Genomic DNA, 13,935 nt, shown 5'->3' on the forward strand with positions numbered 1-13,935 from the left:
CCTCCTATGAAAGCCGGTCCAGCACGTGATCCGCGATCATCGCGCTGACCCTGATGTTGCTGTCTTGTGTGACGCCAGCGATGTGTGGTGTCAGAATGAGATTTTGCAGGCCATCAAAGATCTGGGCAGCCTCTTGAGTAAGGGGTTCGGTTTCGAATACGTCCAATGCCGCGCCTGCGATTTGACCCTCTGCCAACGCGGTGGCGAGGGCCGCGTCGTTCACGACGCCTCCGCGCGCGGCATTGATCACAACGGCGTCGGAGCGCATTTGGGCAAGGCGCTCGGCGTTGATGATATGGCGGGTGTCCGGGGTTAGCGGGACGTGCAGGCTGATCACGTCTGCGGTCTTCAGGACGTTCTCGAGGGGCAGGGAGGTGGCGCCGTCCCATACAGGGCTGTCGGCTGGAAGCATTGGATCGTAGGCAATGACCTCCATACCAAGCGCACGCGCCAACCGGGCGGTTTCCTGCGCGATGGCACCAAAGCCAATGAACCCTATGACGCGCCCGAACACTTCGCGTCCTGAACAGTCTGTTCTGGGCCATTCCCCGGCCATCATCCGATCCCCGGCCTGATAAGCGTTGCGCAGCAGTATCAGCGCGTTGGTGATGACATATTCGGCGACTGACAAGGTGTTTGCACCCGTCGCAGGGATGACCTCAATCCCCCGTGCGCGACAGGCGTCGAGGTCAATGTTGTCCAACCCGACGCCAAGCCGCCCGACAACCTTCAGATCTGGCGCGGCGTTCAGCAAGTCTTCGGTGACCTTGGTCCGGTTTCGCACGATCAACGCCTGTATTCCGGTCATCATCGTTGGAATATCAGACTGTCTGTCAGCAAGGTCCGGATCATAGGTGGTCGGGTACGTGGCTTTCAGTTTTTCAACCGAGGCCCCATCCATGAATTCTGTGATCAGGATCATATGCCAAGCCCCGCCACGCAGGTGTATTTGGTCTCTAAATAGTCATCCAGGCCTTGGCTGCCGCCTTCCTTGCCCATGCCGCTTTCCTTCAGGCCACCGAAGGGGGCTTCGACAGTGGTAATCAAGCCAGAGTTGATGCCGATAAGGCCATATTCCAAGCCCTCGTTCAGGCGGAAAGCGCGGCCCAGATCTTGGGTGTAGGCATAGGCGGCCAGACCGAATTCCGTGGCATTGGCGGCGGCAATGGCTTCTTCTTCAGTGTCAAACTTGAACACGGCAGATAGCGGGCCGAAAATCTCATCCGTTGCAAACTGCATGTCGGCAGAGGCGTTCTGAATCACGGTCGGCTCAAAGAATGTTCCGCCATTGGCGTGGCGGCGCCCTCCTTGAACGACCTCACCGCCTTTAGAGACCGCGTCCGCGATCATCTCTTCTACCTTGGCCACGGCTGCTTGGTCGATCATCGGGCCTTGCTGGACACCATCTTCCACACCGTTGCCGACCAGCAAACCGGCGGTGGCTTCTTTCAAGCGCGCGACAAAGGCATCGTGAATTCCGGCCTGAACGTAAAACCGGTTCGTGCAAACGCAGGTCTGTCCCATGTTGCGGTACTTTGCGATCATCGCGCCATCAATCGCCGCATCCAGATCGGCATCGTCGAAGACAATAAATGGGGCATTCCCGCCCAGTTCCATCGAGACTTTCTTGACCGTATCTGCCGATTGCCGGATCAGGGTTTTACCCACCTCGGTCGAGCCGGTGAAGGTCACCTTCCGCACGATCGGGCTGTCCATGATGGCCCCACCGATCTGGCGGGATGATCCGGTGACGATATTCAAGACACCCGCAGGAAAGCCCACATCTTCTGCCAGTTTGCCCCAGACTAGACCAGAGTAAGGTGTCGCGGTCGCGGGTTTCGCGACAACGGTGCAACCTGCGGCCAGAGCAGGGCCCAGCTTTCGGGCCAGCATTGAAGATGGGAAGTTCCAAGGCGTAATCGCGCCGACAACTCCGACGGGATGGCGCGTCACAAGAAGTTTGCGGTCAGCGGTCGGAGATGGGACGATTTCCCCCTTCGCACGGCGGATTTCTTCCGCAAACCAGCGGATATAGGCCGCGCCGATGGCGATTTCTCCGCGCGCTTCAAAGATGGGTTTGCCTTGTTCAGCTGTCAGTAACTGGGCCAGCGTTTCCTGATTGTCCATCAGGGCATCGTGGAGCTTGTGCAGTAATCCCACGCGGAACAGCAGATCGCTGTGTGACCAAGAGATAAAAGCCTCTTGCGCGGCAGTGATGGCACGTTCGGTCTCGGCGGAACCACAGTTGGGGATAGTGCCGATCACGTCGCTTGTCGCGGGGTTGGTGACGTCAATTGTGCCGCCGCTGTCGGCCCCGGTCCATTCGCCTCCGATCAGGTTCGACTGCATCAGTAGGTTGTCGAAATCAGTCATGTTGTCGTCCTCGAGAATACGTATTGGGTATGCTGTTCATAGGTTTCGCCCGGTCGAAGAACGGCTAAGGGAAAACCATCATGGTGGTTGGCATCCGGCCAGACCTGAGGCTCCATCGCGATACCGGCGCAGGCGCTCATGGGCTGGCCATGCAGGCCGATCAGGGGGATGTTGATCTTGGCACCGTCATAGATCTGAAGCCCCGGTTCCGTGGTTCGACACTCCATCGTGACACCAGAGGCAAGGCTTTGCAGGGTCGCGACTGTACGCAGCTCTGTTCGGGAGTTCGACAGGCAGAAATTGTGGTCGATGGGGAAGGCCTGCACGATTGGTGCAGGCGTCGTGAAATCAAATGGCGTTCCTTCAACCGGACGTATTTCGCCCGTCGGTATTAGCTCTGCGTCGACAGGCAGATAGTGATCTGCCGCGACGGTCAGCAAGTGCTCTGACGCCGACGCTTCACTATCCAGTGTGAAATAGCTGTGATGGGCAAAGTTGCACAACGTGGGCGCATCGGTCGTCGCGATGATCCGAATATCCAGAACACCGTCAGTCTCTAGTGCAAAGGTGACTTCCACCGTCAGGTCGCCGGGAAACCCCATGTGTCCGTCAGGCAGATCAAGCCTTAGTGTGGCGTGCGAGGCAGAATGGTCTTGAAACTTCCAAACCTGTTTGCCCGTCCCCTTGGATCCGCCATGCAGGTGGTGCTTACCCAGAAAATTCCGATCCAGTTGGTATGTCGTGCCATCCAGTTCCAGATGCCCATCGCGAATGCGGTTTGCATAGCGTCCGGCGGTAGCGCCGAAATGGGGGGAGTGGATCAGGTATGGGGCGAATTCTGGAAAGCCCAGAACCAACGGTGCATCGTGCCCATCCAAACGAAGGTCTTGCAAGACCGCTCCGTAGGTAATGACCGAAGCCGTGAGGCCGCCGCCCTGAAGTGTTACGCGATCAATGGTCTGGCCGTCCGGCATTATGCCAAAGGGTTCGATCACAACTTTAGCTCGATCGATTGACCGGTGCGTGCGCTTTCTTCGGCGGCCTCGCCGACAATTACTGACCAAAGACCGTCCAGAAGAGATACCTCGGGCTTACCTTGGCCGCTGACCACAAGATCACGGAACCTTTTATGCTGATAAAAGGTCGAACCGTGGTGGTCACCTGCGGCAAGGACAGTCTCGTCAACTTCGACTTCTTCGACAGTAACCGTCTTGGAAGCACGCTCTGAAATCTCAATCTCGGCAGCGCGTTCCTTACCATCCACACTGAAGCGGGCAGGGCCGGGGACCTTGGCGTCGATGCGAGCCTTCTCACCGGTGACAGACACAACTTCCTGCCAATAAGAGCCTTCGGCAAACATGCACAGGTCCAACATCCCTCGCGCACCGCTTTCGAAATCAACGACCACATAGGCGTTGTCCAGTATGTCGGGCGTCTTGCCGTCATAACTCTCGTCCAGATGGTTCACATCGACACCGGCAGAGGCATAGACCCGAACCGGGTCGCTTTGCAGGGTAAGACGCATGAGGTCCCAGAAGTGGCAGCATTTCTCGACGAGTGTTCCACCAGTTCGGGCGTTCATCCGGTTCCAGTCCCCTACCTTTTCAAGGAAGGGGAAACGGTGTTCGCGGATTGACATCATGCGCGGCGTGCCCACGGTGCCGTCGGCCAATTCCTTCAATAGACGCTGGACCGGCGGCATGTATCGATACTCCATCGCCACCCAAACCGGAGCCTGTCGGCTTTCGGATCGAGCCATAATATCGCGGCAATGCTGGGACGTCGTGCAAAGAGGTTTTTCGACAAGGATGGGCAGGTTGGTGTCCAGTACATCCAGCAAAATTTCATGGTGCATATCATTCGGGGCTGCAATCAGCAGCGCGTCACAAAGGCCGGACGACAACATGTCTTTGTAGTCTGAAAAAGCCTTGGCGCGACCACCCGCGGTTTTGACCGAAAGATCTCGCATTCCATCGTTTGGATCAGAGATCGCCGCAACCTCGCAGTCGCCAAGAAGGGAAATATTTCGGATGTGTTCTTGGCCCATCATACCAGAGCCAATGATGCCGTATCTTACCATTTCAAAGCTCCAGCACTGGCAGACCCATGGCTGCCGCGACTTCTTTTAACAGAGGCCTGTGCTCTCCATAGGCAAGCGCCATATGGTGTTCGAGGCCGCTATCCATCACGCGCGTCAGCACTTGGTCGGCAGAGGTGTCAAAACGGACAACACCCGAGGTTCCGGTAAAGGACTTTGGTCGGTCCAGCATATCCCCGCCTGCCAGGATCATTTTTGGCTTCCCATGAGCTTGACTGATCCGCATGAAAGTGACCCGCCCGGGTTTCAACGGAAACTCGTAGAGCAGTGGCATTTTGCGATTGGTATGGATCGTTGCGAGCGGCTTTTCGCCCTCAGCCAGCATCGACAGGGGGGCTTGGCCGCAATGCCAGACAACACTGGTGTCGTCGCTTGTGTCTATGTCGACGAGGTCGGTCAGAAACACGGCTTCCCCGCTTGCCTCTTGCAGAACAAGTTGGGTGAGCGCGCCATAGACGTCTGCCTCGCAGGCGCAGGGAACCCGGGCTTCACCCATCAAGGAAACAGGGCCGCAGACAGCGCCGCCGTACTCGGTAAAGGTTTCCGGCCAGCATCGGATGGCGAAGGCGTCGAAACGACCATCTTTGCGAATGCCGTCCAATGCGATTTTCAGGCGAAGGGAGCGGTCCAACTCTGTCTGGTCGACATCTTCCAGCCCTTCAGCATCCACGGTCCGGCGCAGTTCTTCGACGTCATCCGCATCCGCGATTTTGCCCGCGTCAAAAAGGGTGTCGAGGTTTAACTCCTCCACCTCGACACCCGCCAGGGCTTTCAGGTTTGCCTTGTCATAAGCACAGGTATCAAACCCGACCGGATGCTCGCCCAAGCGCGCGATCCGTTTCCCGGCTGTCTTCCTAACGACCTCTTCTGCCGCCTCAGAGGTGGTTGCAGCGATCGTTCCCTCCAACTGTCCAACCACGCGCTTGCCAGACAGCAGGTCTGCCAGTTCTCCCGCAATGTCGTCTGCTGGATCGGCGTAAAGCCACGAAAACTTCCGTCCGCTCAGCCCCAAAGCGTGGCTGGCAAGGTTTAGCCCACAGAAAGAGTTGAGCCTCAGCCGCCCTCCGATCCGAGGTTCCGGAATGGCCCATATGGCCATTGGCAGATCAAAGGCATTCGCGGCAGCAACGGTCAGCGAGGCATCCGTGAACGTTACCTGTAGTAGCAGCAAGAAGTCGATTTCTTGCCTCTTCAGGTCGGCGATTGCGGCTTCGGTGGCTTCTGCATCGAACAAAAGGGTTCGAGGCCCCAAAACCTTTGCGCCAGCCGCCTCCAGCGCTGTCAGCATTGCCGAAAGGTTTTTTTCGGCGAATGGGACGTCAAATGTCGGACGCCCAAGTGGCAGGATGCCTAGCTTCATGCGTTAAATCCTGCGTATTCGTGTCTGAATGTTTCGTCAGCCGGGGTAAAGCGTGCGCCGCTTCCTCCAAAGCATGGATGTTCGAACCAAGGCGCAGCCTTGTCGTCAGCAAGGGCAGAGATTTCGTTCATGTAATCCGATGCACCGGTGCGCAGATCACGTTCAATCTTGTCCCAATCAGGGTAATGATTGAACGCATCCAGCCAGATCGCGCGTCCAGCCAAAAAGCCAGAGGCGCCTGCAGTAAAGGCGTGTTCAAGAACCTTCTTGAACTCTGCTTTGCCAGCACCGGCTGACAGCATCACCCAAGGGCGTCCTGCAAGGCGGCCCATTTCGTCAAAGGTTCCCTGAACGCTGGCCGACCCATCCGCGTCTGCGGCGTTTACGGGACTTTCCAGTTTGAATACGTCGATGCCGTAGTCCGGTTTGGAGAATTCTTCGACCGAGCCCAGCACATCGTCGGCCTTCTTGCCCTGCATCTCGACATAGTCCTTGGTCTGATGCGCGTCCTTGGCAAGCGGATAGACCAGCAGTTCGAACAGGAAGGGGATGTCGTAGTGCACACACTCCTCGCCGATGCGTTTGACATAGTCTTGCTGCGCCTGACACACGGCCGGGTCCGCGTCCGGGCGATACCACGCCAATACTTTCACCGCGTCGCCGCCCATCCGCTTGATCTTCGCCACAGACCAATCGTCTATATCCGAGGAAAGGCGGCCCCCGTCGGTTTCGGTGAACAGAGAGTCTTCCAGCGTTACAATCAAACCCTTTGTGGGCGAGTAGGTGTCGATCGCATGTGGAATCGCGTAAGCCGGGTCAAGAAGCATTGCTGACGACTGTTCCTGCAACGTCTCAACCAACATTCGTTTGAACCGGGCAACCTGATCCCATGGGGCAGTGTCGACACCAAGATGTTTTGCGATCGGGTTCTTGATCGGTGGCCGCTGGTCAACTGCGGTCATCTTGAATTTCCCTTTGGCATCCGCCATCCGGCGCAAGCCCCACAGTTTTCCAGGCGACAGTTGCATCAGGCCCTCTCTCTTAAGAATTGTTCGGTTTCTGCACGGGTGGGGGCGCCTTTTGGGCCTCCGCGCCGCGTGCATTTGAGCGCGGCGACAGCGTTGCTAAATTTCGCCGCTTCTAATTCGTTCATGCCTTCCCCAAGCGCCAACGCGAAAGCGCCGTGCCAACAGTCACCCGCGCCAAGGGTATCGACAGCTTCGACAGGAAGGCTTGGGACGTGTCCTGTCCCTTCGTCACTGTGAAAAAGGAGGCCCTGCGCGCCCATGGTCACACATACCCAGCCGCCGAATTCTTCATGAGCAGCTGCAATCGCTTCCGCTGGTGTTTTGTCCGGCACAAAGGATTCTAACCCCTGCAAAGAGAACGCAAGGTGGCTGGCTGGATACAGTGAATCCGGTTCGTCCGACGCCTCGATATCCAGAATGCCGGGTACGTTTCTCTTCTTGGCCAGTTCCATCGCGGTCACTGCGCCTTTGGTCCAACGCGTGTCGGCCAGAACGGCCGAGATGTCTTGGGTACTGTCGAAGTGATCGGTGGTCTCAACAAGATCGCGACCACGGAAGTTTACGATCTGACGTTCGCCCGCAGCGTCGATTAGAATGGAAGAATATGCCGAAATGCTGCCCGACCGATCGCATAGATCGACGTCCACGCCTTCGTCACGCAGTTCGGACAGGATCGATTCACCGACCGCGTCAGAGCCAAGACGCGCCGACAGCAAGGGTGTTCCCCCAAGCCGCGCGATGGCGACAGCGGCGTTTGCCGCGCAGCCACCGCCAATGACCTTTGCGTCATCCGCGCGATATTTCGTGGCCTCGGTTGGAAAGTCTTTTAGGTAAAAGACGTAATCCGCAACGGCCATGCCAACCAAAAGCACTCGTGTCATGCTTTAAACTTCCATTTTGAGGCAATACTTGGCGGTTTCACGGACGACTCATCAGTTGAGGTGTAGAGTTCATTCAACGCCACCACCTGATTGGTTCCAAGGTTCAGATCACCAATTTTTTCGAAATATTCGAACTTTCTTACAAACGAAAGCAATTTAGAAAATCACTATATCGGGCGAAATCACGCTTCTACCACTCTGACTTTCTTGTTTTGACACAGCTGTCTCAGCACTTCAGAGCACCTCGTGTCTGTGACCAAGACGTTGATGTCATCTAGGTCAGCAACACGGATCGGAGCCATCTTCTGAAACTTGGAACTGTCTGCGCAAAGGATAGTGTTTCTGGCGTATTTCATCATTGCCCGGACCACCGACACCTCTGCTATATCATAGTCCAGCAAAGCGCCGTCATGAGAGATTGCTGCCACCCCAAAGATCGCGAAGTCGGGCCGGAATTGCGAAATGAATTCTACCGCCTGATGTCCCACGATGGAACCGTCCGACGGTCGGACACGTCCACCCGGAACCATTAGATCAACGCCGGGAAAGTCCTTGATTTCATCTGATATTTTTACAGAATCCGTAACCACACGAAGCCCTTTGTGGTGGACAAGTGCCCGTGCTACAGCAGAGGTGGTCGTACCAGAGTTTATCATCACGGCAACGTTGTCTGGTATCAGTTTCGCGCAGGCGTCTCCGATCCTGGTCTTCTGTGCCTCGGCGATGTTTTGGCGGGCTTCATAACCTGTGTATTCGATCCCGGCTAACAGGGATGCGCCTCCGTGAAATCGAACGACACGGTTGTCTTCAGCTAGCGTTCCAAGATCGCGGCGGATGGTCTGTGGGGTCACCCCCAAGTCTGCCGAAAGTTCTTCAACTGATGCGCGCCCCGACTTGGTCAGAAGCTTGATTATGTTCTCGAGTCTCTGTTCAGATTTCATCCGCCCTCGCTTTCGTTTTTACAGATAACCGAAAATTGGTGGTCGGTGTAAAGGATCAATCCTTTTCGTTGTCCGCCATAATCAACGTCTGTGTGGGTTGCTCCCATTCGCCCCGACTTGCGTGGATAGGTTTAATTTTCCAAGGTCCATCTACGTGATGCCGGCAAAAGACTTGGCACTCTGGGAGGAAACCAACAGAAAGGTGCGCCAAAATGCATCTTGTTATCAAACCGTTAGAGTTTGTGCTGACCTACCTTTTACGGGCTGGAAGGTATATTGCGACCGCTGCGATTGGGCTGATGGTGCTGATTATCTTGCTTCAAGTTTTCATGCGCTACGTTCTCAACAGTGCGTTGCCTTGGCCTGATGAGGCTGCACGGTTTCTGATGCTTTGGATGACAGGGTTAATGGCGCCCTCGGCGTATCGTTGGGGCGGCTTTGTAGCGATTGATACCTTCAGTGACCTTCTAGGACGGCGCAGCGGATTGATCCTGAACCTGTTCATTCTTCTCTTGTCTCTTGCGGTTCTGGTGGTCGCGCTTCAACTCGGACTGAAACACATCAAATCTGGGTGGCTGTTCAACTCCAGTTCGTTGAAAATTCCCCTGCAAATCATTGGGGAAGAGCCGATCCGGTTGAAGCTGGCATGGATGTACATGTCGGTCTACGTCGGCTTTGTCGGACTGGTGCTGGTCAACATAGAGATGTTGCTGAAGAACCTGCACATGTTGTTCAGCGATGTCGATTACGGGGACGTCCCGGATCAAACAGTCATGAGTGCGGAGTAAGATTATGCTAGTCTGGTTTCTGCCTCTATTCCTGGTTTTCATCCTGATCGGCACGCCAATCTTCTTTGCAATGCTTGCCAGCCCGGGCATCCTGATGTGGGTCACGGACACGACACGTGACTGGAACCTGCTTTACCGTAATGTTTACAACGGGATGGATAGCTTCCCTCTGATGGCGATCCCATTCTTCATGCTCGCGGGTGAGTTGATGAATCGTGGTGGTATTACCATGCGTCTGGTTGCTTTCAGTCAGGCTCTTATGGGTCATCTAAGGGGTGGTCTGGCGCAGGTTAACATCCTGTCTTCGATCTTGTTTGCCGGTCTCTCGGGCTCTGCGGTTGCCGACACTTCCGCGCTTGGATCAATGTTGATCCCTGCGATGGAGAAGGAAGGATATTCCCGTCGCTTTGCCGCCGCCATTACTGCGGCTTCATCTGTCATTGGCCCGATCATCCCACCGTCGGGCATCATGATCATTTACGCCTTCGTGATGGGTGAAAGTGTTGCCGCGCTGTTCCTTGGTGGCATCGTTCCGGGCATTCTGGTCGGTGTCGGTCTTATGCTGGCTGTACGCCTTCTGGCCGACAAATATGAGCTGCCTGCAGCCCACAAAGTGGAACTGAACCCAGAGCCGCTGTCCTTTGTCGAATACTGGCTGTCGTTCCTGTTGGTCCGTCTGAACCTGACCGCCTTAATCTATGCCTTCGCTCCGGTCACGGAAGAGACACCCGGGACAACCAAACTTCTTTACGCTGGTGCCGCGCTAGTCGGATCTCATGTCGCAGCGCTGTTGATGCGTCGGGCGGTGTCGCCAGAGTTTCGATCTGTTTGTAAACGTGCTGCGCTGCCTCTTCAAACCCCGGTCCTTATCTTGGGCGGGATCTTGGGTGGTGTCTTTACGCCAACAGAAGCCGCCGCCGTGGCCGTGGCCTATGCTTTCCTGATCTCGTTCTTCGTACTTCGTTCGCTGACATTGAAGGCGCTTCCCAGTGTTCTGATGCGTGCGGCGATCACCTCATCCACCGTGCTGCTTCTGGTCGGCGCGGCGATTGCGTTCAAGGTGATCGTGGCCCTCAGCCACCTACCTGAAAACATGGCTGAATTCGTTCTGGGGCTGACCTCGAACCCGCTCTTGCTGTTGTTCTTAATCAACCTCGTTTTGTTTATCGTGGGCATGTTTCTGGACGCGGGACCGGCAATCATCATTCTTGGTCCGATCCTGGCGCCGATCTTTATTGATCTGGGCATTCACCCGATCCACTTCGCCATCATTATGAGCGTCAATCTGACCGTAGGGCTTGCGACACCGCCGATGGGGCTTGTCTTATTTGTCGCCAGTGCGGTGAGCGGCGAGAAGGTCCAGTCCATTGCGCGTACAATTCTGCCATTCTTGCTGGTCGAGATCATTGTGATCTTCATGATCACCTATATCCCGGCCATTTCACTGGCGGTCCCGTCGTTCTTCGGGTTCGTCGAGTGGTAATCGAAAATACAAAAGATCAACAAGGAGGAGCACATGTTTAAGAAACTACTGACCACACTGGCGGTTGCGGCGATTGCCGTTCCGGCAGTTGCGGCTGACTATAACCTGCGGGTTCAGGTCGGCTCGAACATCAATGACGAAGACTACGACGGCATCGTTGTTTTCAAAGACTTCGTAGAAGCGGCCTCTAACGGCGCGATTTCGGTGGAAGTCTTCGCAGGCACCCAGTTCTGCGCTAACGGGGCAGAGTGTCTTCAGTCGGTTGCCGACGGTACCATCGACGTTGCCATGACCACTTCCAGCGGTGGCGCGGGTATCTTCCCCTATATCCAAGTCTTCGACCTGCCGTACCTGATGCGCGACGATCGTGTTGCCGAAGAGGTGCTGCGCGGTGGCGATTTCGTGAATCTTCTGCGCGCCAAAGCGCTGGAAGATTCAGGCGGGGCGATCCGCTTGATGACCATCGGTAACACCGGTGGCTGGCGCAACTTTGCTAACACCAAACGTGTTGTTCGTGAGCCGGCAGATATCGCTGGTCTGAAGATCCGGACCGTTGTTGCGGACCTTCCGCAGGAACTGGTGAAGGCACTTGGTGCATCGCCGACCCCGATCCCGTGGCCTGAACTGTTCACCTCGTTCCAGACGGGTGTGGTTGAAGGTTCGAAGAATGGCATCACCGATATCATGGGTATGAAATTCCCCGAAGCGGGCCTGCAGTATATCACGCTCGATGGCCACGCCTACATGGGGGCCTTGTGGTGGATGAACAACGAAAAGATCCAAAGCCTTCCGGCCGATCTGCAGCACGTCGTCAACAATGGCTTCTACGCACTTCAGCAGGCAACTTTTGCCTCTCCAAAGCGCAAAGCGATCCAAGCCTATCAGGACTTTGTTGAAGGCGGCGGAAACATCTATGTTCCGACCGTCGAGCAAAAGACCGCGTTCAAAGACGCAGCAGCGCCTGTATACGACTGGTTCCGTTCGAACGTTCGCGGTGGATCGGAAGTTATCGACGCTCTGATCGCTGCTTCGGCAGATGCTGAAGCCAAGATCGACAGTATGAACGGCATGGCTATTAAATAGGTCTTGCTGAATGAGACAGTCAAAGGCCTCGGTGTTGTCGGGGCCTTTTTCTATTCAGGCCAATTCGGTCCAACTGACAAGTTCGATATCAAGTTGGTCGATTACCTGTTGGCTTTCCGGGTTTGAGAAAAATTCAAACTCCTTGCGCCGCGGCTTGCTGTGATGTGGGGCGAAGAGATCCATGCCTTGGGCCGTATCGGCGTGCAGGGCATAGTATAACAACCCTACCGAAGCCGTTTCGATCAGTTGTTTGACATGTAGTTCGATTGGCTGGTCATCAGGGCAAAATCCGATGATGAAATTGTCAAACACGGGCCACCCCAAGTGCTCTGCCTCCTGTTTTAGTTCTGACAGAAAGCCCGGATCAAAATCGGGCACCCGCACACTGTTAACCAGCGGGTCTAAAGTCTTGCAGGTCAGCACCGGGATGCCAAACTTTTTGCCCAGATCAAACAATGACCAAACAAATGGTTCCAGCAAGGCGGCTCCCATATGAGCATCCAGATGTGTCGGGCGCAGGCCGTCAGAAATGACGCGCTCGACTTGGGCCGCCATTTCATCTGCAACAGCCAGCGGATCCGCACTTTCCAATACCTGTTCAGGGCGGCGGTGGAAAAAACCTTCCTCGTCGACTAGCCCGCCAAGTTGCCCGGTCATCGGGCGCCACCGATAGTTTGACCATTCAGATGTCAGCGTGATGTGAACCCCCATGTCCTGATCGGGGTTGTCCTGCCAGTGGTCGCGGGCCATGAGATAGTAAGGGCAGGGCACCATCGTCGAGGCTGATTTCACGACCCCTACCTTAGACAAGGTGGACCAAGCCTCGACGGATCCGGCTGACATGCCCACGTCGTCAAGATGCGTCAGCAACTTCATGCAAGCTCCGGTTCTGGTGTTTCAAGGACATGTGACACAGCCGAGATTTGCCAATCTGCGTGGTTTTGAACCAGCGATGCGGGAAATGCGGGAGTGACAGGCCCGAATGCCAGTCGCCGGATCGCCGCGCTTTGCCAAGATCGGTTCATGAACAGATGCAGTTTGCGCGCAGATAGAATTTCCCGCATGCCAACGGTAACAGCAAGTCTGGGAATGCGGGCAACGTTGCCGCGTGCCGCAGTGACAGAGTTGATCAAGCGCGTTTCGCGAAGCAGGGGCACGACCCGCGTTGGCAGAGTTGCGAAGTAGGCAGCATCTGTCACACCTTCCATCGGTTCGTTGAAGGCAAGGTGCCCCGTTATGCCGACGCCTGCATAAGTGATGTCGACGCCGCCAAAGGCCTCTATCCGCTTTTGGACGGATTTTGGGTTTCGGGGATCGGGAATGATGACTTCAGGCTGATCGTCCGGCGCCAAGTTGGCGAGAAGGTTCCGTTCAATATGGCCCCGAAAACTAAGCGGGTCACTATCGTCGATCCAAGCGCCTTCGTCCGTCAGATACTCGTCCATCACGATCAACGTCATTTTGCGAAGGGAAACGCCAGCGCCTTGGCAGAGCTTTGCTAGAAGCGGGTACTGGCCCACCGGGCCGACCGGCACGATGGCAACAAAGTGAGTCCGTCCCGCATCAAGCGTCGCTACATAGTCATCAAAAATGGCCTTTGCGAAGGCCTCAATCATTTCTTCGTTGGAAGGATATACTGTCAGCCTTGGCCCAAGGCTTTGGATCACCGCATCGCGTGAAAGTCGCAGTGCGTTGCGCGTAGTCTCGTCTTGATCATTGTAAGTCGCTGTCATTGGGTGGCCCCGCAATCAAGCTGTCTTTCTTGTAGTATGCGTAAGGGGAAACGCCGCGCAACTTTTTAAAAACACAAAAGAATTGGGGATAACTTCCAAAACCCGCCTCTAAGGCGGCTTCACGTTGTTTCAGGATTGATTGGGCCTCGATGACCGCGTCCATAAGG

14 protein-coding genes are annotated in these 13,935 nt (G+C 55.7%); 3 read left to right on the plus strand and 11 right to left on the minus strand.

Annotated features, from left to right (window positions below; all coding sequences use genetic code 11):
- Positions 1–4: 4 nt before the first annotated feature.
- The 8 genes from CLM58_RS11830 to CLM58_RS11865 all read right to left on the minus strand — a co-directional run bounded on the left by CLM58_RS11830 (position 5) and on the right by CLM58_RS11865 (position 8,681).
- Positions 5–922, minus strand: a complete 918-nt coding sequence (locus CLM58_RS11830) for a hydroxyacid dehydrogenase (RefSeq protein ID WP_095596120.1) — start codon at positions 920–922, stop codon at positions 5–7.
- Positions 919–2,373 carry an NAD-dependent succinate-semialdehyde dehydrogenase gene (locus CLM58_RS11835; protein ID WP_095596121.1) on the minus strand — a complete coding sequence of 485 codons (1,455 nt, stop codon included), beginning with the start codon at positions 2,371–2,373 and terminating at the stop codon, positions 919–921. Before CLM58_RS11835 ends, CLM58_RS11830 begins: the two co-directional genes overlap by 4 nt.
- Positions 2,370–3,347 carry an aldose epimerase family protein gene (locus CLM58_RS11840; protein ID WP_095596122.1) on the minus strand — a complete coding sequence of 326 codons (978 nt, stop codon included), beginning with the start codon at positions 3,345–3,347 and terminating at the stop codon, positions 2,370–2,372. Before CLM58_RS11840 ends, CLM58_RS11835 begins: the two co-directional genes overlap by 4 nt.
- 17 nt (positions 3,348–3,364) lie before the next feature.
- Positions 3,365–4,453 (minus strand): Gfo/Idh/MocA family protein, encoded by a 1,089-nt coding sequence (locus CLM58_RS11845; protein WP_095596123.1) that lies wholly within the window; start codon positions 4,451–4,453, stop codon positions 3,365–3,367.
- Position 4,454: 1 nt separating this feature from the next.
- On the minus strand, positions 4,455–5,831 hold the full coding sequence (locus CLM58_RS11850; RefSeq protein WP_095596124.1) for an L-fucose/L-arabinose isomerase family protein: 1,377 nt from the start codon (positions 5,829–5,831) through the stop codon (positions 4,455–4,457).
- Positions 5,828–6,859 (minus strand): tagatose 1,6-diphosphate aldolase, encoded by a 1,032-nt coding sequence (locus CLM58_RS11855; RefSeq protein WP_095596125.1) that lies wholly within the window; start codon positions 6,857–6,859, stop codon positions 5,828–5,830. Before CLM58_RS11855 ends, CLM58_RS11850 begins: the two co-directional genes overlap by 4 nt.
- The gene (locus CLM58_RS11860) at positions 6,859–7,740 is read right to left on the minus strand and encodes a PfkB family carbohydrate kinase (protein WP_095596126.1); all 882 of its coding nucleotides are present in this window, start codon (positions 7,738–7,740) and stop codon (positions 6,859–6,861) included. The genes CLM58_RS11855 and CLM58_RS11860 overlap by 1 nt, the downstream gene beginning before the upstream one ends.
- A 182-nt stretch (positions 7,741–7,922) precedes the next feature.
- Positions 7,923–8,681, minus strand: coding sequence for a DeoR/GlpR family DNA-binding transcription regulator (locus tag CLM58_RS11865; RefSeq protein WP_095596127.1), 759 nt, complete (start codon positions 8,679–8,681; stop codon positions 7,923–7,925).
- A 212-nt stretch (positions 8,682–8,893) separates the two neighbouring features.
- On the opposite strand from CLM58_RS11865, the gene CLM58_RS11870 reads away from it, so the two are divergent.
- The 3 genes from CLM58_RS11870 to CLM58_RS11880 are packed head-to-tail and all read left to right on the plus strand — an operon-like array spanning position 8,894 to position 12,035.
- On the plus strand, positions 8,894–9,469 hold the full coding sequence (locus CLM58_RS11870) for a TRAP transporter small permease (RefSeq protein ID WP_095596128.1): 576 nt from the start codon (positions 8,894–8,896) through the stop codon (positions 9,467–9,469).
- Between the two features lie 4 nt (positions 9,470–9,473).
- Entirely contained in the window at positions 9,474–10,952 is a 1,479-nt protein-coding gene (locus tag CLM58_RS11875) for a TRAP transporter large permease (protein WP_095596129.1), read from the plus strand.
- A 33-nt stretch (positions 10,953–10,985) separates the two neighbouring features.
- Positions 10,986–12,035: a TRAP transporter substrate-binding protein gene (locus CLM58_RS11880; protein WP_095596130.1), complete on the plus strand. Its 1,050-nt coding sequence runs from the start codon at positions 10,986–10,988 to the stop codon at positions 12,033–12,035.
- 54 nt (positions 12,036–12,089) lie between these two features.
- Here the strand turns inward: CLM58_RS11880 and CLM58_RS11885 are convergent, their stop codons facing one another.
- Genes CLM58_RS11885 through CLM58_RS17180 form a run of 3 tightly spaced genes read right to left on the minus strand, consistent with a single transcriptional unit; the run spans position 12,090 to position 13,931 of the window.
- Entirely contained in the window at positions 12,090–12,911 is an 822-nt protein-coding gene (locus tag CLM58_RS11885; RefSeq protein ID WP_095596131.1) for a ChbG/HpnK family deacetylase, read from the minus strand.
- A complete protein-coding gene (locus tag CLM58_RS11890) occupies positions 12,908–13,768 on the minus strand; it encodes a sugar phosphate isomerase family (RefSeq protein WP_095596132.1) in 861 nt (286 codons plus the stop codon). Before CLM58_RS11890 ends, CLM58_RS11885 begins: the two co-directional genes overlap by 4 nt.
- Complete coding sequence (locus CLM58_RS17180; protein ID WP_158221905.1) at positions 13,749–13,931, minus strand: hypothetical protein; 183 nt, start codon at positions 13,929–13,931, stop codon at positions 13,749–13,751. Before CLM58_RS17180 ends, CLM58_RS11890 begins: the two co-directional genes overlap by 20 nt.
- Between the last annotated feature and the right edge of the window lie 4 nt (positions 13,932–13,935).

The organism is Actibacterium pelagium, from assembly GCF_002285415.1.
Classification (GTDB): Bacteria; Pseudomonadota; Alphaproteobacteria; order Rhodobacterales; family Rhodobacteraceae; genus Actibacterium_B; species Actibacterium_B pelagium.